Below are 18,558 nucleotides of genomic sequence, written 5' to 3'. Positions count from 1 at the left end.
TGACGCTCCCTCACCGTCGAGGCGGCTCCAGCCCCAGTCGCCGGTCCTTGAGCGCCGGGAACCGCTCGCGGGTCGCGGCGACACCCGCCGCGTCGAACTCGACGGTGAGGACCTCCTCGCCGGCGCCCGCCTCCGCGAGGATCTGGCCCCACGGGTCGACGACGACGCTGTGTCCGGCCTGCGGCACCCTCGCGTGCGTACCGGCGGTGCCGCAGGCCAGTACGTACGCCTGGTTCTCGACGGCGCGCGCCTGGGCGAGCAGCGTCCAGTGCGCGCGGCGCCGCTCGGGCCATCCGGCGGACACGAGGAGCGTCTCGGCGCCCCGGTCGACGAGGCCCCGGTACAGCTCGGGGAAGCGCAGGTCGTAGCAGGTGGTGACGCCGAGGACGGTTTCCGGCAGGCGTACGGTGACGAGCTCTTCGCCCGCGCTCATCAGCACGGCCTCGCCCTTGTCGAAGCCGAAGCGGTGGATCTTGCGGTAGGCGGCGGCGAGTTCGCCGTCCGGGGAGAAGACGAGCGCGGTGTTGTAGAGCGGCCCGTCCGGATCGCGTTCGGGGATCGTGCCCGCGTGCAGCCAGACGCCGGCGTCGCTCGCGGCCTTCGCCATCACCTCGTACGTCGGACCCTCCAGGGGCTCCGCCTCGGTCGCGAAGGCCTCGTAGGCGAAGGCGCCGGTGGTCCACAGCTCGGGGAGGACGACGAGGTCGGCAGACCCGGCTTGTTCCCGCACCATCGAAGCGGCCCGCAGCCGACGAGAATTGGGCGATTCGTCATCATTTACACGGATCTGGATGAGCGAGGCGCGCACACTACCACCGTCCTGGCATTCGAGCCGTCTGCACGGGCCTACGATCGTCACACGAAAGCACTGCCGGGGTGCCTGCCAGCAGCGTAACTTAGCGTTCCAAGACACCCACTGCCCGCGCCACAACCGCCCGAGGGGTCCCGTTCCGTGAGTCTCCACCCCAGTCTTCAGTCCTACGCCGATGCCTGGACCCATTCCATCGAAGCGATATCCGAGCTGGTGACGCCCCTGGTGGAGGGCGAATGGAGCCGGGCCACGCCATGCCCCGGCTGGTCGGTGCGGGACATCGTGTCCCATGTCATCGGCCTCGACTGCGAGATGCTCGGCGACCCGCGGCCCATCCACACGCTGCCGCGCGACCTGTACCACGTACAGAACGAGCACCAGCGGTACATGGAGATGCAGGTCGACGTGCGGCGCCACCACACGGCGCCCGAGATGACGTCCGAGCTGGAGTACACGATCATCCGGCGCTCCCGGCAGCTGCGCAACGAGTCGCGTGAGCCGGGCGCGATGGTGCGCGGGCCGCTCGGCACGGAGGAGACCCTCGAATTCGCCATGCGCAAGCGGGCGTTCGACGTGTGGGTGCACGAGCAGGACCTGCGCGTGGCTGTCGGCCGGCCGGGCAACCTCGACTCGCCGGGCGCGTACGTCACGCGCGACATGCTGCTCGCCGTTCTGCCGAAGGTCGTCGCGAAGGACGCGTCTGCGCCCGCGAACTCGGCGGTGGTCTTCGATGTGCACGGGCCGGTCGAGTTCCTGCGCACGGTGCGTGTCGACGCGGACGGGCGCGGCACGATCGACGGCGCCCCGTCGCTGGGCCCGGCCGCGACGCTCTCCCTCGACTGGGAGACCTACGTCAAGCTGGCCTGCGGCCGCGTGACGCCCGACGCGGTGTCCGACCGGGTCAAGACGGAGGGCGACCTGGACCTCGCCCAGGCGATCCTGAACTCGCTGTCCACGACGCCGTAGCCCTTACGGGGGCCAGGGCGGCGGAGCGGACGGGAAAGGCCCCGGTGCCGGAGACGGCAGCCGGGGCCCGTCGCTTACGCGGGGACTTCTTGCGCAGGTACGTCTTACGCAGGTACGGCTCAGGCGGAGTACGGCTCGGGCCGGGTACGTCTACGCGGAGAAGCCTCACGCAGGAACCGCTTACGCGGGCACGTGCACCGTCTCCACCCGGCTCGCCACCAGGCGCTCCCGCTCCCGGCGGTCCGCGCGCCGGCGCAGCCGCAGGATCTGGCTCACCCCGAGCGCCTCGAGGACGAACACCGCGGAGAACGCGATGCGGTAGTTGTCGCCGGTCGCGTCCAGCAGGACCCCGATCGCGAACAGTGTGGTCATCGACGCGACGAACCCGCCCATGTTGACGATCCCGGACGCCGTTCCCTGCCGCTCCGGCGGGTTCGCCGGGCGCGCGAAGTCGAACCCGAGCATGGACGCGGGCCCGCACGCCCCGAGAACGACGCACAGCATGACGAGCAGCCACATCGGCGCGTGGTCCCCCGGGTAGGCGATCGTCACGCCCCACATCAGCGCCGTACCGGCGACCGTGCCGAGGGCGAGCGGCAGCCGGGCCGCGTGATGCCGGGCCACGATCTGCCCGTAGACGAGCCCGATCAGCATGTTGGACAGCACGACGAGGGTGAGCAGTTCACCGGCGGTCCCGCGCGAGAGGCCCTGCGCCTCGACCAGGAACGGCAGACCCCACAGCAGCAGGAACACCATCGCCGGGAACTGTGTCGTGAAGTGGACCCACAGGCCGAGCCGTGTGCCCGGCTCGCGCCAGGACGCGAGGATCTGCCCGCGGACGAAGGCCCCGCCGGTGTGCCGCACGGGCTCCGGCTCGAAGCCTTCCGGGTGGTCCTTGAGGAAGAGCAGCATCAGGACCAGCACGACGACTCCGGCGAGCGCGCTGCCGGCGAACGCAGCTTCCCAGCCGACGCCGTGCAGCAACCGCGCGATCACGAGGGTCGACACGAGGTTGCCGGCCATGCCGACGAGGCCCGCGAGCTGCGCGACCAGCGGCCCGCGCCGGGCGGGGAACCAGCGCGTGCCGAGCCGCAGCACGCTGATGAACGTCATCGCGTCGCCGCAGCCGAGCAGCGCGCGCGAGACGAGGGCTGTCCCGTACGAGGGCGAGAACGCGAAGCCGAGCTGGCCGATGGTGAAGAGGACGACGCCGATCGTCAGGACGCGCTTGGTGCCGAGCCGGTCGACCATCAGGCCGACGGGTATCTGCATGCCCGCGTACACGAGCAGCTGGAGGATCGAGAACGTGGACAGCGCCGAGGCATTGATGTGGAAACGCTCGACGGCGTCGAGGCCCGCGACGCCCAGCGAGGTACGGAAGATGACGGCGACGAAGTAGACGGCGACGCCGATGGACCAGACGCGCATGGCCCTGCGGCCGCCGGGCGGATCCCCGGGCAGCGACGCGGTGCCGGCGGAGCTGCTCATCGGACCTCGCCCCGCGCCAGGTTCGAGAACCAGCCGACGTGGCGGCGGACGACGGCGACGGCCGCCTCGGCGTCGCCTGAGCGCAGCGCGTCGAGGATCTCCTCGTGCTCGGTGAGCGTCTTGGCGATCCGGTCCGGGTGCGAGTGCATCACGGCGACGCCCATTCTCAGCTGGCGGTCGCGCAGCTGGTCGTAGAGGCGAGAGAGGATCGCGTTGCCTCCGCTGCGCACGATCTCGGCGTGGAAGCAGCGGTCGGTGCTGGCCGCGTCGGCGAACTCGCCCGCGGCGGCCTGGGCCTGCTGGAGCGAGAGCAGCTCTTCCAGGCGGGCGATCAGGCTCGCCGGCGCGGGGACCGTCTTGCGTACGGAGTGCTCCTCGACGAGGAGGCGGGTCTCGACGACGTCCGCGATCTCCTGCGCGGAGACGGCCAGGACCAGGGCGCCCTTCTTCGGGTAGAGCTTGATCAGCCCCTCGACCTCCAGCTTGAGCAGCGCCTCGCGCACCGGGGTGCGGGACACCCCCACGGCCTCGGCGAGTTCGCCCTCGGTGAGCAACGTCCCGCCCTCGTAGCGGCGTTCGAGGACGCTGCGCTTGACGTGGTCGTAGACGCGGTCGGCTGCCGGTGGTCGCTTGACGGCGGTGGGGGACAGGGGCACTGAAGGCATGCGCACATCATAGATACAACACGTACGCATCACCGGAGGCCGTCCAGGATGCGGACGCATCACCCCGAAACGACGGGCGCCGCGCCCTCGCCAGAAATACTCCGTATCCCGGCACATCCATCTACCGTACTCATGAGTCTCTTCAGCGAGCGGCACCCTCATGTGGCCGCATTCCAGGGGCATTTGGAGCGTTCAACTTGAAAACCCGCATTAAGGGCATTCGCCGCGTATCCGCCGCTGCCATCGTGACCGCCGGTGCGGTCCTGGCGAGCGGGGGCTTCGCCACCTCCGCACAGGCGGCCACGCTGCCCACCCCCACGATCGTCGCCAAGGGCGGCTACGTGATGAACAACGGGACCGGTACGAGCCTGTTCACCAAGGCCGCCGACACCCCCCGTTCCACCGGCTCCACCACCAAGATCATGACCGCGAAGGTCGTCCTGGCGCAGTCGAACCTGAACCTGGACTCCAAGGTCACGATCCAGAAGGCGTACAGCGACTACATCGTCGCGAAGAACGCGTCGTCGGCCCGCCTGATCGTCGGCGACAAGGTCACCGTCCGCCAGCTCCTGTACGGGCTCATGCTCCCGTCCGGCTGCGACGCCGCGTACGCCCTGGCCGACAAGTTCGGCTCCGGCAGCACGCGCGCCGCCCGCGTGAAGTCCTTCATCGGCAAGATGAACAAGGCCGCCACCGACATGGGCCTGAAGAACACGCACTTCGACTCGTTCGACGGCATCGGCAGCGGCTCGAACTACTCGACGCCGCGCGACCTGACGAAGATCGCGTCCTCCGCGATGAAGAACTCCACGTTCCGCTCGGTCGTCAAGACGACGTCGACGAAGCAGAAGGTCACCACGAAGAGCGGCGGCTACCGCTACATGTCGTGGTCCAACACGAACAACCTGCTCGGCAGCTACTCCGGCACCATCGGCGTGAAGACCGGCTCCGGCCCCGAGGCCAAGTACTGCCTGGTCTTCGCCGCCACCCGCAACGGCAAGACGGTCATCGGCACGGTCCTCGCCTCCTCCTCCGTCACGAACCGCACGGCGGACGCGAAGAAGCTCATGGACTACGGCTTCAAGAAGTAGCCCGCGACAACTCGATGAACGAGGGGCCCGCCGCACGCCGCGGCGGGCCCCTCGTCGCGCTCGCCGGGCCTAGACCCTGTTGATCCGCCAGGCGATCGCCCCGGACGAGCGCTTCTTTCCGGAGACGTCAAGGCGCATGGTCTGCGCGGCGGTGAAACGCTGGAGCACGACAGATGTGTCGCAGGGGATGTCTTTGGTGATGGCGCCCGCTGCGGTCGTGAAGACGGCTTCAGCGTCCCCATGGCCCGCGCAGGTGACGGCCAGCCGGTAGGAACGGCCATGGTCCACGGTCGGTCGTGAGTGCACCCCGTCCGCGACGCTCTCGACGCCACCTTCCAGCAGCGTGACGTCGTCTGCCGCTGCGGCGTCGATGGCGGTCCGGGCCTGGGCCTGGCTGGTGAGCTTCTTCTGGCCGTCGGCATTAGAGGGGCGCGCGCTGTGGGAGGCCGACCGCTCGCTCTCCGGCGTGCCGGCGTCGCTGGTGCAGGCGACCAGCAGAAGAGTGGGAGCCACAGCACACCCCAATAGCCATCCCCGCCTTCGCAGCCGGAGGCGACGCGTCACGACGAGGTCCCCGTGTATTTCCATCCGGCCTCCTTGATGGGCAGTTTCGCCGTTCCCCTCGCTATGAGGGTTCCGCCGTCGCAGCAGGCTGCTCTGGCTGCTCCGGTTCAAGAAGTAGCCCCGTAACGCGCAGTTCCCCGTGCCCCTGCAGGGGCACGGGGAACTGCGCGACCAGCCACGAACAACCCGCGGACGGGCGCCGGGCCTACGACCAAGTAATGAGCCGCTTCGGCTGTTCCAGGATCGCTGCCACATCCGCCAGGACCTTCGAGCCCAGCTCTCCGTCCACCAGGCGGTGGTCGAAGGACAGGGCCAAGGTGGTGACCTGGCGGGGCTTCACCTTGCCCTTGCGGACCCAGGGCTGGAGCTTGATCGCGCCGACGGCGAGAATCGCCGACTCGCCCGGGTTCAGGATCGGGGTGCCCGTGTCGACGCCGAAGACTCCGACGTTCGTGATCGTCACCGTGCCGCCCTGCATGGCTCCCGGCGATGTCTTGCCCTCGCGGGCCGTCGACACCAACTCGCCCAGCGCCGCCGCCAGTTCGGGCAGGGTCTTGGCGTGCGCGTCCTTGATGTTCGGCACGATCAGACCGCGCGGTGTGGCGGCGGCGATGCCCAGATTCACGTAGTGCTTCCGGACGATCTCCTGGGCGGCCTCGTCCCAGGAGGCGCTGATCTCGGGGTTCCGCTTGATCGCGACGAGCAGGGCCTTGGCGATGAGCAGCAGCGGGTTGACCCGCAGTCCCTGCATCTCCTTGTCGGCCTTGAGCTCCTCGACGAGCTTCAGCGTCCGCGTCACGTCGACCGTCACGAACTCCGTGACGTGCGGCGCGGTGAAGGCGGAGCCCACCATCGCGGCCGCGGTCGCCTTGCGTACGCCCTTGACGGGGATGCGGGTCTCGCGGACGCCGTCCTGGACGACGGCCGGCGCGGCGGCAACCGGCTCCTGCGCCTGCGCCTGCGTCACGACCGGCTCGGGAGCCGGGGCGACGGCCGCGTGCACGTCCTCGCGGGTGATGATGCCGTCAGGACCGGAGGGCGTGAGCGAGGCGAGGTCGACACCCAGATCCTTGGCCAGCTTGCGCACGGGGGGCTTGGCGAGCGGGCGCCCGTTGCCCTTCACCAGGGCTTCCGGCTCGGGAGCGGGCGCGGGCTGCGTGACCGCCGCGGGGGCCGCCACCACGTCGCCCTTGCGAGGGCGGCGCTTCGTCGACGCCTCGGAAACCCCGTACCCCACAAGCACGGGCTGCCGCCCCTGAGGCTCGGGCTCGGGCGCCGCGGGCTCCGGCACCGAAACGGGCGCGGGAGCAGCGGCCGTGGAGCCGGATCCACCCGCGACGTCCACCGCGATGATCACCTGTCCCACATCCACCGTCGTCCCCTCGGGGAAGCGCAGCTCGCGCACCACACCGTTGAACGGGATCGGCAGCTCGACGGCCGCCTTCGCCGTCTCCACCTCGCACACGACCTGCCCGTCGGTGACCGCGTCACCCGGCTGGACGTACCACTTGAGGATCTCGGCCTCGGTGAGCCCCTCGCCCACGTCGGGCATCTTGAACTCGGCCAGCGCAGCGTCAGTCAATGTCGTCACGGCCCTCTCCTCAGTACGCCAGCGAGCGGTCGACGGCATCGAGCACCCGGTCGAGGCCCGGCAGGTACTCATCCTCGAGGCGCGCCGGCGGATACGGCACGTGATAGCCGCCGACCCGCAGCACGGGCGCCTCCAGATGGTAGAAGCAGCGCTCGGTGATCCGCGCGGCGATCTCCGCGCCCGTACCGAGGAAGACCGGGGCCTCGTGCACCACGACGAGCCGGCGGGTCTTCTCGACGGACTTCTGCACCGCGTCGAAGTCGATCGGCGACATGGAGCGCAGGTCGAGGACCTCCAGGGACTTGCCCTCCTCCTGGGCGGCCGCGGCCACCTCCAGGCAGACCTTCACCATCGGCCCGTACGCGACAAGCGTCAGATCCGTGCCCTCGCGTACCGTGCGCGCGCCGTGCAGGGGTCCGGGGATCGCCTCGGTGTCGACCTCGCCCTTGTCCCAGTAGCGCCGCTTCGGCTCGAAGAAGATCACCGGGTCGTCGCTCTGGATGGCCTGCTGCATCATCCAGTACGCGTCCGACGAGTTCGACGGGGAGACCACCTTCAGGCCCGCCACGTGCGCGAACAGCGCCTCCGGCGACTCCGAGTGGTGCTCGACCGCGCCGATGCCGCCGCCGTACGGGATCCGCACGACGACCGGCAGCTTGATCTTGCCGAGCGCGCGGGCGTGCATCTTCGCGAGCTGCGTGACGATCTGGTCGTACGCGGGGAAGACGAAACCGTCGAACTGGATCTCCACGACCGGCCGGTACCCGCGCAGCGCGAGGCCGATGGCCGTGCCGACGATGCCGGACTCGGCGAGCGGGGTGTCGATGACCCGGTCCTCGCCGAAGTCCTTCTGCAGCCCGTCCGTGACGCGGAAGACGCCGCCGAGCTTGCCGACGTCCTCGCCCATGATGAGGACCTTGGGGTCGGTGTCGAGCGCCGTGCGCAGCGATTCGTTGATCGCCTTGGCGAGCGGAAGCTTCTGTACCGCCATGATCAGTTGCCTCCCTCGGCATCGATGAACGACGCCTGGTAGGCGGCGAACTGGGCACGCTCCTCGTCGACGAGCGAGTGCCCGTCCGCGTACGCGTTCTCGAAGATGGCCATCCGGTCCGGGTCCGGCATGGCCCGCACGACCTCGCGTACTCGAAGACCCAACGCTTCGCTCTCGGCCTCGAGTTCCGCGAAATATCCCTCGTCCGTGTCAGTTTCGGACTCGAGATACGTGCGCAGGCGCAGGATCGGGTCCTTCGCCTCCCACGCCTCGCGCTCCTCGTCGGCCCGGTACTTCGACGGGTCGTCGGAGGTGGTGTGCGCGCCCATGCGGTACGTGAACGCCTCGACCAGCGTCGGCCCCTCGCCCCTGCGGGCCCGCTCCAGGGCCCACTTGGTGACGGCCAGGCAGGCCAGCACGTCGTTGCCGTCGACGCGGACGCCGGGGAAGCCGTAGCCCTGCGCGCGCTGGTAGAGCGGCACCCGGGTCTGCTTCTCGGTCGGCTCCGAGATCGCCCACTGGTTGTTCTGGCAGAAGAACACGACGGGCGCGTTGTAGACCGCGGAGAACGTGAACGACTCGGCGACGTCGCCCTGGCTGGAGGCGCCGTCACCGAAGTACGCGATCACCGCGCTGTCCGCGCCGTCCTTGGCGATGCCCATCGCGTAGCCCGTGGCGTGCAGCGTCTGCGAGCCGATGACGATCGTGTACAGGTGGAAGTTGTTGCTGTTCGGGTCCCAGCCACCGTTGTTCACGCCGCGGAACATGCCGAGCAGGTTCGTCGGGTCGACGCCCCTGCACCAGGCGACGCCGTGCTCGCGGTAGGTGGGGAAGACGTAGTCGTCGTCGCGCGTGGCGCGGCCCGAGCCGATCTGCGCGGCCTCCTGGCCGAGCAGCGAGGCCCACAGGCCCAGCTCGCCCTGTCGCTGCAGCGACGTGGCCTCCGCGTCGAAGCGGCGGGTGAGGACCATGTCGCGGTACAGGCCGCGCAGCTCGTCGGCCGTGATGTCCTCGACGAACGCGGCGTACTCGGCGTGCGCGGGGTCCTCCACGCGCCGGCCCTCGGGGCTCAACAGCTGAACGAGGTCGGGCGCTCCCGCCCCCGGGGACTTCTTCGCAGACTTTTTCGCAGCGGTGCGCTTGCGCGGCGTACGCGCGGCGGCAGTGCTGTCCACGGTCACGTGTGCTCCTCCGTCGGTCCGGCCCCCGGGTTCGCCGGGAAAGCCTGGGGGTCTCCCCCCGGCCTTTCGAGGGCCTGGGGGAGGCTCGCCTGATCCGTCCTGCGCACGGGGTGGGTGCGACTCGGCCGGGTAAAGGCGTGACAGGTGTCCCGGCGAGCGCCCTGCACCATGCACGTTACCCAGTGCCCCACATATCTGCGAAACCCCATCTGACCTGCGATTTTGCTTGGATATCCAAGTAAATCGAGCAACTGCGGAACACTCGCTGGTCAGACGCGGTCAAAGCACTGTTCGGAGCACCGGTCACAAGCCTGGCAGGCGGCCGGAACACGGGCACGTTATCCCGGTCACCTCGGGCACGGGAAGAGCCAGTATGTGAGACTGGCCGCGTGTCCGAAGACGGAAAAATTCGTGTATTTCTACTCGACGACCATGAAGTCGTACGCCGCGGAGTGCACGAGATGCTCTCCGTGGAGGAGGACATCGAAGTCGTCGGAGAGGCCGGCACGGCCGCCGACGCCATCGTCCGCATCCCCGCCACGCGCCCCGATGTCGCCGTCCTGGATGTGCGGCTCCCGGACGGCAGCGGCGTCGAGGTGTGCCGCGAGATCCGCTCCCAGGACGAGTCGATCAAGTGCCTGATGCTGACCTCGTTCGCCGACGACGAGGCGCTCTTCGACGCGATCATGGCGGGCGCCTCAGGCTACGTGCTGAAGGCCATCAGGGGGAACGAACTCCTGAACGCGGTCCGTGACGTCGCCGCCGGGAAGTCCCTGCTCGACCCCGTCGCCACCGCCCGCGTCCTCGAAAGGCTCCGCAACGGCGGCCGCGCCAAGGAGGACGACCGGCTCGCGAACCTGACCGACCAGGAGCGCAAGATCCTCGACCTGATCGGCGAGGGACTGACCAACCGGGTCATCGGGGAGCGCCTGCATCTCGCCGAGAAAACGATCAAGAATTACGTGTCCAGTCTGCTGTCGAAACTGGGCATGGAGCGCCGCTCGCAGGCCGCCGCGTATGTGGCACGACTGCAGGCCGAGAAGCGCCACTGAATTCGGGACCTACGTCCCTTTCAGGAGGGGCCGGGGCCTCTTTCACGGGGCGCTTCCGAAGGCGCACCGTGGAAAAATGCCCTGCGAATTCCAGGAAGACCGCGCCCGGGAAAAGCGCGCCATCGAGCTGATCGACAGCGTGGACCACGGCCGGGTGGCGACCAGCATGCGCGCGCTCCCCTTCCTCGCCTCGGCCCGCCACATCGTGGTGGACGGCCGGGTCGTCCTGCGCCTGCACAAGGGCTACGGCTACCACCAGGCCTGCGCCGGCAGCGTCGTCGCGTACGGCGCCGACAACCTGAACGACGGCGACCCCGCCGACGGCCACTGGTCGGTCCAGTTCGTCGGCACCTGCGAGGCCGTCGAACCGGCCCCCGGCGAACTCGACCTCTTCGGCCCCACGCCCCGCTTCGTCGACGGTGAGCCCTTCGACGCCGTCTATCTGCGGATCGAGCCCCAGTTCGTCACCGTGCACGAACTGACGGGCGGCGCCCGTCATCCGAAGCGGGCCTTTCACCACGTTCTGTAGCCACCGACTACCCAGGGTGCCCTAACATCTGGCGCGTGCCGCGCTCATCTGCTCACTCCGCCCCACCGCTCCGCGCCCTGCTGCGGCAGTACGACGCCGGCTCACCGCTGGTCTGCGAACCCGTCGACCAAGGCCTGCTCAACCGCGGCTACCGGCTCGCCACCACGCGCGGCCACTACTTCCTCAAGCACCACTTCGACCCCGAGACCGCCGACCCGGCCGCCATCGCCCGCCAGCACCGCGCCACCGAACGCCTGGCCGCACTCGGCGTCCCCGTCGCCCCGCCCCTGCCCGCCGCCGACGGCCGCACCGTCACCGTCATCAGCGGCGCCAGCTACGCCCTGCACCCCTGGGTCGAGGGCCGCCACCGCAGCGGCGCCCAGCTCACGGCGGCCCAGTGCCGCACGCTCGGGGCGCTCCTGGGACTCGTACACGCGTGTCTGGAGCAGGTCATGGGGGCCGCGCCCGCGCGCGGGCGGGCCAGTGCCGATCCCGCGGACACTCTTGAGCTCATCGACACGCTGCTGGCGCGGGTGCGCCGCCATCGGCCGCACGACGCCTTCGACGAGCTGGCGCGGCACCGGCTCATGGAGCGCCGCGAACTCCTGGAGTGCTGCGCGGGGCGCCGGCCACCGCAGGCCTCGGCGACCGGCTGGGTGCACGGGGACTTCCACCCGTTCAACCTGCTCTACCAAGGGGGCGTACCGGCCGCGATCGTCGACTGGGACCGGCTCGGGGTGCAGCCGCGCGCCGAGGAGGCCGTGCGCGCCGCCGTGATCTTCTTCGTGCGTCCCGTCGGCACCCTCGACCTGCCGAAGGTGCGGGCCTACGCGCGCGCGTACCGCCGCGCTTCGGGCGCCGGGGCGGACGAACTCGCGGCCGCCGTCCACCGCGTGTGGTGGGAGCGGCTCAACGACTTCTGGATACTGCGCTGGCGCTACGAACGCGGCGACCACCGCGCCGACCCCCAGTTCCCCGCGGCGTCGGCGCTCGCCGTGTGGTGGACGAAGGAGTACGGGGCGGTGCGCGACGCGTTCGCCGAGTGACCGGCCGCCAGTGAGCCGGGTCGGCCGGATCGGCCAGGTCAGCCGGATCGGTCGGGTCAGCCCGTCGCCGGGTCGCCCGTGGAGACCTGGAGCTGGATCGACTCGGGGTTCTTCGGGTCGATCTCCGTGCGCGCCTTGGGGTACTGCACGATGACCGTGCCCTCACCGAAGGTGTTCTCGTCGACGTCCCTGATGTCGAACTTCCAACCGGCAGCCTGCAGACAGGCCTTGACCGACTTGATGTTCTTGTACGTGAAGTCCGGGATCATGACCTTGTCCGGGTCGTTGTAACCCGTGTCAGGCTCCTTGCACTCGTCCTCTTCGATCGTCTTCGTCAGATCGGGACCCTTGTGACCGGCGACGACCGACGGCGACTTCTTCGCGTCACCGCCGCCCTTCTCGTCATTGCCGTTCATCGTCAGCGCCGTGATCAGACCGCCGACCGCGATCAGCGCGACGACGATCGAACCGACGATCACCCCGGTGTTCCGCTTGCCGCCACCTGAGACCGCCGAACTCGGCGTCGTCTGGGGCGAGATGGTGTACGGCGGAGGCGTCTGCTGGTGCAGTGGCTGGTGCTGGTGCTGCTGGTGCTGCTGGTGCTGCTGAGGCGCGTACGGAGAGGTGGGCGGCGGGGTCTGGTAGCCCTGCTGCGGATATCCGTAACCCGGCGTGGCCGGCGCGGGCGTCCCGTAGGGGCCAGGCTGGTACGGCGTCTGCACCGGGCCGGTCGGCGCCGGCGTCGACTGGTCGACCGGCGGGAACACCGCGGACCCGACACCCGCGCCGCTGGACGTCTGCGCGCCCGGCACGATGCTGGGCGCCGCGGCCTGCAGCGACTGGGCGACCCGCAGGCACTCGTCGCGCATCGTCTCGGCGCTCGGGAAGCGCTCGTTCGGGTTCTTCTTCAGCGCGCGGGCGACCAGCGCGTCCACGGCCGGGGGCACCGACCGGTTGATCGACGAAGGAGCCACCGGCTCCTCCTGGACGTGCGCATACGCTATGGCCAGCGGCGAGTCCGCCTCGAACGGCAGCCGCCCGGTGACCAGTTGGAACAGCATGATGCCGACCGAGTACAGGTCGGAGCGGGCGTCCACGCCACGGCCCAGCGCCTGCTCGGGCGAGAGGTACTGCGGGGTGCCGACGACCATGCCGGTCTGCGTCATCGACGTGACACCGGACTGCATGGCGCGGGCGATACCGAAGTCCATGACCTTGACGACGTTCCGCTTCGTCATCATGACGTTGCCCGGCTTGATGTCGCGGTGGACCAGACCCATCTCGTGGCTGATCTCGAGCGCCGCGAGCACATCGGCCGTGATCTTCAGGGCCTTGTCGGTCGGCATCGCGCCGTAGTGCGCGACATCCGCGTCGAGCACGGAGCCGAGGGGCTGGCCCTCGACGTACTCCATGACGATGTACGGAGTGGTCATCCCGTCGAGGTCGTCCTCGCCGGTGTCGAAGACCGAGACGATGTTCGTGTGCGTGAGCTTCGCCACGGACTGGGCCTCACGGCGGAAGCGCTCGCGGAACGCCTGCTCACGCCCGAGCTCGGTGTGCAGCGTCTTGATCGCCACGTGGCGGTCGAGCACCGAGTCGTACGCGAGGTGGACCGAGGCCATGCCGCCCTCGCCGAGCAGATCACGCAGCTGGTAGCGACCGCCGGCGACAGCACGCCCTGCGTACCGGCCTTGTGCGCCGTCCTGGCTCATGTTTCTACGTCCCCCATCGGCGCGGCCGGTGATCGATCACCACTATTCCCGGCCAAGTCTGCCCCGTGGCAACGGCACGTCAAGCTCGGTGCCCGTTCCGTGACCGTACGGGCAAGAAGCGTCGCGGAAGCGTTACAGGAACCGCCCAGACGATTTGCATCGCATTGCCCGCAGAAGGTTTGATGGCCGGTCCATCTCGGAACGGGGCGCCGGGCGAAGCCTGTAGCGTGGCCCGACGGAGACCGTAACGACCACCGCGCGTACATCCGACAGTGCGGACACGGACGCGGACAGAAACGACGGCGAGGACTGATGGCACAGACGCAGCGCGCTCAGGGCCCGTCCGACCCCGAGGCGGCTGGCGGCGGTATGTCAGATGCGCCGGAGTTGTGGGGAAACGGCGGGCTTGTCGGCGACGGCCGGTACCGGCTGACCCACAGACTCGGCCGGGGCGGCATGGCGGAGGTCTTCGCCGCGGAGGACGTCCGGCTCGGACGCACCGTCGCGGTCAAGCTCCTGCGCTCCGACCTCGCCGAGGACCCGGTCTCCAAGGCCCGCTTCACGCGTGAGGCCCAGTCGGTCGCGGGCCTCAACCACCACGCCGTCGTCGCCGTGTACGACTCCGGCGAGGACGCCGTCGGCCACTCGGTCGTCCCCTACATCGTGATGGAGATCGTCGAGGGCCGCACGATCCGCGACCTCCTCCTGAACGCCGAGGCACCCGGACCCGAGCAGGCCCTGATCATCGTCTCCGGTGTCCTGGAGGCCCTCGCCTACTCACACCAGCACGGCATCGTGCACCGCGACATCAAGCCGGCGAACGTGATCATCACCGACACCGGCGCGGTGAAGGTGATGGACTTCGGCATCGCGCGCGCCCTGCACGGCGCGCAGTCGACCATGACGCAGACCGGCATGGTCATGGGCACGCCCCAGTACCTGTCGCCCGAGCAGGCCCTCGGCAAGGCGGTCGACCACCGCTCCGACCTGTACGCGACCGGCTGCCTGCTCTACGAACTCCTCGCGCTGCGGCCCCCGTTCACCGGCGAGACCCCGCTGTCCGTCGTCTACCAGCACGTCCAGGACACCCCGGTGCCGCCCTCCGAGGTCTCGGACGTGGCGCCGCCGGAGCTCGACGGGCTCGTCATGCGCTCGCTGGCCAAGGACCCGGACGACCGGTTCCAGACCGCCGAGGAGATGCGCGGCCTCGTCCAGTACGGGCTGCAGATGCTGTACGACCAGGGCGGCCACACCAACACCTGGAACACCGGTCCGGTCGCCGCCGACATGCACAGCGGCGGCAACACCCCGGCCATGGGCGTCGCGGGCACGACGGCGCTGCCGCACCCGTCCGACGGCGGTACGGCGGCCCAGCCGATGCTGCGGCCCCCGGGCAGCGACGACGGCGGATTCGACGGCGGGCACCGCGGAGGCGGCAGCGGCCGCGGCAAGATGTGGATCCTCGCGGTCCTCGCCGTGATCGCGATCGCGGGCGGCGCGGCCTGGGCGATGACCAAGGGCAGCGATCACCAGGGCGACCCCGGCACCACTCAGTCGCCCACGCAGTCGCACTCCCAGAAGGAGAAGAAGCCCAGCCAGAGCTCCGGCGACACGGCCACCCAGGACGACACGACGGACCCGGGCGCCGGGACCGGCGGGGCGTCCGACTACTCGCCGTCGGAGGAGCCCAGCACGGGTGACGTCACGCCGTCCGACAGCGCGTCCGAGCCGAGCGACGAGCCGTCGAACCCGACGCCCTCCAAGACCCAGTCGGTCCCCGAGGAGTCGCCGAGCGGCGGTGGCGAGGAGTCGCCGCCCGTGGAAACGCCCAGCGGGGACCCCCTGGGTGGCACGGGCAGCGGCGGGCAGAACGACACCCCCTGAGCCCGGTTTTTCAGACGAATGCGAAGGCGCCCGGCCGGTCACCATGACCGGCCGGGCGCCTTCGCGTTATGGGTTCGATTCGGGTTGCTACAGGTACCGGGCTGGGCGTTCCAGGTAGGGGACGCCCGGCACCCCTACAGGTACGGGCCTCCGGAGCGGCCGGCCACCCGCGGATCGTCGCCGTCCTCGCCGCCCACGCCGGGCGGCAGCGCGCGGCGCATCTGCTCCAACTGGGCCCGCGCGGCCATCTGCTGCGCGAACAGTGTCGTCTGGATCCCGTGGAAGAGTCCCTCGAGCCAGCCCACCAACTGGGCCTGCGCGATCCGCAGTTCGGCATCGCTCGGGATCACCTCGTCGGTGAACGGCAGGGAGAGGCGCTCCAGCTCCTCGACCAGCTCCGGCGCGAGACCGTCCTCGAGCTCCTTCACGGAGCTGGCATGGATCTCCTTGAGCCGCACCCGGCTCGCCTCGTCCAGGGGAGCCGCCCGCACCTCCTCGAGCAGCTGCTTGATCATGCTGCCGATGCGCATCACCTTGGCGGGCTGTTCCACCATCTCCGTCACCGGGACCTCGCGGGAGTCGTCGTCTCCACCACCACCGAGCGCCATTCCGTCCTGGCCCACGACCAGGACCTGGGGGCTCTCCGGCGACCTTTCGTTCCTCGGCATCTCCATGCCGCCATTCTCTCGTACCGCACCATCACACCTGGGTAGTGCCCCCATACGAGGGTGATCCACCGTGTTCGGGCGTGCTCCCACCGTGAGTGACGGCGTTCCCGACGCGTACGGGCCTGAGCGAGGGCGGCGGCGGTTTGCGGGGCGGACGGGGCGACGAACGCGGGCCACGGGCCGGTCGTGAAGGACGGCCTCGGGCTTGGTAGGAGCCGGAGGCGTGTGCCGTGGGGGCGTATGTCGTTGGGGCGTATGCCGTGGCGGCGTATGTCATGGGCGGCGCGTATGTCATGGGCAGCAGCGATTCCGGGTTCGGGGCGGATGTCATCGGCGGCGCGGATCTCATGGGCGGCAGCGATTCATGTGCGGCGCAGGCGCAGGGCCAGGAATCCGACGCCGAGGCCGACCAGGACGAGGCCGGAGCCCAGCGGCAGGACGCCCACGCCGGGGATCACGGGTTCGGCGGCGGTCTGCCGCGGGGTGCGGTCGGCGTTGTCCACGGGGACGCCGGTGGGCCGGACCGACGGCTGGACCTGCTGCTCGGCGGGGTCTTCCTCCCAGACCTCCGGCTCTTCCGGGGACACGGGTATCGCGGCGTGGGCCGGGCGGGTGCGCGGCGGGTCCGCCGAGGGAGCGTGGGACCGCTTCGGCGCGTCCGCGGCCGCGGACGCCGAGGCGGAGGCGGAGTGGCTCTTTCGGGCGGCGTGGCCCTTGCGGGAGGGTGCCGCGGAGGAGGCCTTCGGACGGGCGTGGGACTCGCTGGGCCTTTTGGGGGAGGCACTGGCCGAGGGCTTCTCGGTGTGGGGCGCGGACGTTTCGGCCGCGGAGGGCTTGTGGCGCGGCCGGTCCGTGGGCGGGGGCTCTTTGTGGCGGTCGTGGTCCGGCGGCGCCGACTCGGCCCGCCCCGGCGGCGTACGCCCCTCGCCGGGGTGGCTGCCGGCCTGTGGCTCGTCGTCGGCAGAGGCGGGGGCACGCGTGGGCGAGGGTTCGGCGGCGTAGGCGTAGGTGCCGGTGGTGGCCGGTCCGAGGAGGAGGGCCAGGAACAGCAGCGGCCACAGCAGCGGTGGCAGCGGCCGCGGCAGCGGGCGGCCGGTGGTGCGGAGGCGTGGAGTCATTCCGCGCGCCCCTCCCGGAATCGAGTCACCAAGATCAGAGGAATCCCGGAATCAGCGTCACATGACACAACAATTCCGGCACCTTGGTGCCACTCCGCTCACTCAGGCCACGCCGCCGCCCGCCGCTCGGCCTACTCCACGGTGAGCAGCACCTTCCCGATGTGCCCGCTCTCCTCCAGGACGCGGTGCGCCTGCGCCGCGTCGCTCATCGGCAGCTTCCGGTCGACGACCGGCCGGACGCGGCCCGAGTCGATCAGCGGCCAGATGTGCTCCCGTACCGCCGCGACGATCGCTGCCTTCTCGGCCAGCGGGCGCGCGCGCAGCGAGGTCGCGGTGATGGCGCCGCGCTTGTTGAGGAGCATGGCGATGTTCAGCTCGCCCTGGATGCCGCCCTGCATGCCGATGATCGCGAGGCGGCCGTTGGTGGCCAGCGCCTGGATGTTGCGGTCCAGGTACTTGGCACCCATGTTGTCGAGGATGACGTCGGCGCCCGCGCCGTCCGTGGCCCGCTTGATCTCCTCCACGAAGTCCTGCTCGCGGTAGTTGATCAGGATGTCGGCTCCGAGCTCGGCGCAGTAGTCGAGCTTCTCCTTGCTGCCCGCCGTCACCGCCACCCTGGCGCCGATCGCCTTGGCCAGCTGGATGGCCATCGTCCCGATGCCGCTGGAGCCGCCGTGGACGAGGAAGGTCTCGCCGGGGCGCAGGTGGGCGATCATGAAGACGTTCGACCAGACGGTCGCTGTCACCTCGGGCAGCGCGGCCGCCGTGACGAGGTCGGTGTTCTCGGGTACGGGCAGGAGCTGGCCGGCCGGGACGGCGACCTTCTCGGCATAACCGCCGCCCGAGAGCAGCGCGCACACCTCGTCGCCGACGGACCAGCCGGACACTCCGGCGCCGAGGGCGACGATGCGACCCGCGCACTCGAGGCCGGGGATGGCGGTCGCGCCGGGCGGCGGGTTGTAGAGGCCCTGGCGCTGGAGCAGATCGGCGCGGTTGACGGCCGCGGCCGCCACCTCGACCAGCACTTCGCCGTCACCGGGTACGGGATCGGGAACCTCCGCCCAGACGAGCGCCTCAGTTCCACCGGGTTCCGGAATCGTGATCGCATACATGCCGGCGAGGCTACTCCTCGGGGGGATCCGGGCGGCGTGACGGCACGTGCCCCGACTGCCAGTTCGCGGTGCGCCCCAACTCACCGTCC

Annotated in this window: 17 protein-coding genes; 6 read left to right on the top strand and 11 right to left on the bottom strand. The window is 70.2% G+C overall.

Translation table 11 applies throughout. The annotated features are described in order from the left end of the window. Window positions 1-10: 10 nt before the first annotated feature. Window positions 11-808, bottom strand: coding sequence for a carbon-nitrogen family hydrolase (locus ACWFR4_RS13615; protein WP_453652430.1), 798 nt, complete (start codon window positions 806-808; stop codon window positions 11-13). A gap of 144 nt (window positions 809-952) precedes the next feature. On the opposite strand from ACWFR4_RS13615, the gene ACWFR4_RS13610 reads away from it, so the two are divergent. Next, window positions 953-1,777 (top strand): maleylpyruvate isomerase family mycothiol-dependent enzyme, encoded by an 825-nt coding sequence (locus ACWFR4_RS13610; protein ID WP_389524789.1) that lies wholly within the window; start codon window positions 953-955, stop codon window positions 1,775-1,777. A gap of 180 nt (window positions 1,778-1,957) precedes the next feature. Here the strand turns inward: ACWFR4_RS13610 and ACWFR4_RS13605 are convergent, their stop codons facing one another. After that, window positions 1,958-3,265, bottom strand: a complete 1,308-nt coding sequence (locus tag ACWFR4_RS13605) for an MFS transporter (RefSeq protein ID WP_453652428.1) — start codon at window positions 3,263-3,265, stop codon at window positions 1,958-1,960. Continuing rightward, the gene (locus tag ACWFR4_RS13600; RefSeq protein WP_453464512.1) at window positions 3,262-3,930 is read right to left on the bottom strand and encodes a GntR family transcriptional regulator; all 669 of its coding nucleotides are present in this window, start codon (window positions 3,928-3,930) and stop codon (window positions 3,262-3,264) included. Before ACWFR4_RS13600 ends, ACWFR4_RS13605 begins: the two co-directional genes overlap by 4 nt. Window positions 3,931-4,127: 197 nt before the next feature. Here ACWFR4_RS13600 and ACWFR4_RS13595 point away from each other — a divergent pair, with 197 nt between their 5' ends. Then, a complete protein-coding gene (locus ACWFR4_RS13595) occupies window positions 4,128-5,021 on the top strand; it encodes a D-alanyl-D-alanine carboxypeptidase family protein (protein ID WP_453652426.1) in 894 nt (297 codons plus the stop codon). 69 nt (window positions 5,022-5,090) lie between these two features. Here the strand turns inward: ACWFR4_RS13595 and ACWFR4_RS13590 are convergent, their stop codons facing one another. From ACWFR4_RS13590 to pdhA, 4 genes are all read right to left on the bottom strand, one after another. Beyond that, on the bottom strand, window positions 5,091-5,534 hold the full coding sequence (locus ACWFR4_RS13590; protein WP_453652424.1) for a hypothetical protein: 444 nt from the start codon (window positions 5,532-5,534) through the stop codon (window positions 5,091-5,093). Window positions 5,535-5,790: 256 nt separating this feature from the next. After that, window positions 5,791-7,176 carry a dihydrolipoamide acetyltransferase family protein gene (locus ACWFR4_RS13585; RefSeq protein ID WP_453652422.1) on the bottom strand — a complete coding sequence of 462 codons (1,386 nt, stop codon included), beginning with the start codon at window positions 7,174-7,176 and terminating at the stop codon, window positions 5,791-5,793. Window positions 7,177-7,186: 10 nt separating this feature from the next. Next, a complete protein-coding gene (locus tag ACWFR4_RS13580) occupies window positions 7,187-8,167 on the bottom strand; it encodes an alpha-ketoacid dehydrogenase subunit beta (protein WP_116512006.1) in 981 nt (326 codons plus the stop codon). Window positions 8,168-8,169: 2 nt separating this feature from the next. Continuing rightward, on the bottom strand, window positions 8,170-9,348 hold the full coding sequence (pdhA, locus tag ACWFR4_RS13575; protein ID WP_453464501.1) for a pyruvate dehydrogenase (acetyl-transferring) E1 component subunit alpha: 1,179 nt from the start codon (window positions 9,346-9,348) through the stop codon (window positions 8,170-8,172). Between the two features lie 389 nt (window positions 9,349-9,737). Between pdhA and ACWFR4_RS13570 the strand changes: the two genes are divergently transcribed. From ACWFR4_RS13570 to ACWFR4_RS13560, 3 genes are all read left to right on the top strand, one after another. After that, entirely contained in the window at window positions 9,738-10,400 is a 663-nt protein-coding gene (locus ACWFR4_RS13570) for a response regulator (protein WP_453464498.1), read from the top strand. Window positions 10,401-10,476: 76 nt separating this feature from the next. Further along, complete coding sequence (locus tag ACWFR4_RS13565; RefSeq protein WP_453652420.1) at window positions 10,477-10,929, top strand: pyridoxamine 5'-phosphate oxidase family protein; 453 nt, start codon at window positions 10,477-10,479, stop codon at window positions 10,927-10,929. A gap of 35 nt (window positions 10,930-10,964) precedes the next feature. Beyond that, window positions 10,965-11,975 carry a phosphotransferase gene (locus ACWFR4_RS13560; RefSeq protein ID WP_453652418.1) on the top strand — a complete coding sequence of 337 codons (1,011 nt, stop codon included), beginning with the start codon at window positions 10,965-10,967 and terminating at the stop codon, window positions 11,973-11,975. A gap of 56 nt (window positions 11,976-12,031) precedes the next feature. On the opposite strand, the gene ACWFR4_RS13555 is transcribed toward ACWFR4_RS13560, so the two are convergent. After that, on the bottom strand, window positions 12,032-13,687 hold the full coding sequence (locus ACWFR4_RS13555; protein ID WP_453464492.1) for a protein kinase domain-containing protein: 1,656 nt from the start codon (window positions 13,685-13,687) through the stop codon (window positions 12,032-12,034). A 312-nt stretch (window positions 13,688-13,999) separates the two neighbouring features. On the opposite strand from ACWFR4_RS13555, the gene ACWFR4_RS13550 reads away from it, so the two are divergent. After that, on the top strand, window positions 14,000-15,571 hold the full coding sequence (locus ACWFR4_RS13550; protein ID WP_453652416.1) for a protein kinase domain-containing protein: 1,572 nt from the start codon (window positions 14,000-14,002) through the stop codon (window positions 15,569-15,571). A 134-nt stretch (window positions 15,572-15,705) separates the two neighbouring features. Here ACWFR4_RS13550 and ACWFR4_RS13545 read toward each other — a convergent pair whose 3' ends face one another. The 3 genes from ACWFR4_RS13545 to ACWFR4_RS13535 all read right to left on the bottom strand — a co-directional run bounded on the left by ACWFR4_RS13545 (window position 15,706) and on the right by ACWFR4_RS13535 (window position 18,469). After that, window positions 15,706-16,245 (bottom strand): bacterial proteasome activator family protein, encoded by a 540-nt coding sequence (locus tag ACWFR4_RS13545; protein WP_116512020.1) that lies wholly within the window; start codon window positions 16,243-16,245, stop codon window positions 15,706-15,708. 356 nt (window positions 16,246-16,601) lie between these two features. Next, the gene (locus tag ACWFR4_RS13540; protein WP_453459354.1) at window positions 16,602-17,357 is read right to left on the bottom strand and encodes a hypothetical protein; all 756 of its coding nucleotides are present in this window, start codon (window positions 17,355-17,357) and stop codon (window positions 16,602-16,604) included. Window positions 17,358-17,488: 131 nt separating this feature from the next. Beyond that, entirely contained in the window at window positions 17,489-18,469 is a 981-nt protein-coding gene (locus ACWFR4_RS13535) for an NAD(P)H-quinone oxidoreductase (protein ID WP_453652414.1), read from the bottom strand. Window positions 18,470-18,558: the final 89 nt, after the last annotated feature.

It is taken from the genome of Streptomyces sp. NPDC055140 (assembly GCF_053607285.1).
This window is presented reverse-complemented; position numbering and strand designations above follow the sequence as displayed.

What these genes read in the sequence shown, in the direction of transcription:
- ACWFR4_RS13605 (WP_453652428.1), bottom strand. Translation starts at nt 3,265, where the DNA reads ATGAGCAGCTCCGCCGGCACCGCGTCGCTGCCCGGGGATCCGCCCGGC.
- ACWFR4_RS13550 (WP_453652416.1), top strand. Translation starts at nt 14,000, where the DNA reads ATGGCACAGACGCAGCGCGCTCAGGGCCCGTCCGACCCCGAGGCGGCT.
- ACWFR4_RS13565 (WP_453652420.1), top strand. Translation starts at nt 10,477, where the DNA reads ATGCCCTGCGAATTCCAGGAAGACCGCGCCCGGGAAAAGCGCGCCATC.
- ACWFR4_RS13555 (WP_453464492.1), bottom strand. Translation starts at nt 13,687, where the DNA reads ATGAGCCAGGACGGCGCACAAGGCCGGTACGCAGGGCGTGCTGTCGCC.
- ACWFR4_RS13535 (WP_453652414.1), bottom strand. Translation starts at nt 18,469, where the DNA reads ATGTATGCGATCACGATTCCGGAACCCGGTGGAACTGAGGCGCTCGTC.
- ACWFR4_RS13540 (WP_453459354.1), bottom strand. Translation starts at nt 17,357, where the DNA reads ATGACTCCACGCCTCCGCACCACCGGCCGCCCGCTGCCGCGGCCGCTG.
- ACWFR4_RS13600 (WP_453464512.1), bottom strand. Translation starts at nt 3,930, where the DNA reads ATGCCTTCAGTGCCCCTGTCCCCCACCGCCGTCAAGCGACCACCGGCA.
- ACWFR4_RS13580 (WP_116512006.1), bottom strand. Translation starts at nt 8,167, where the DNA reads ATGGCGGTACAGAAGCTTCCGCTCGCCAAGGCGATCAACGAATCGCTG.
- ACWFR4_RS13545 (WP_116512020.1), bottom strand. Translation starts at nt 16,245, where the DNA reads ATGGAGATGCCGAGGAACGAAAGGTCGCCGGAGAGCCCCCAGGTCCTG.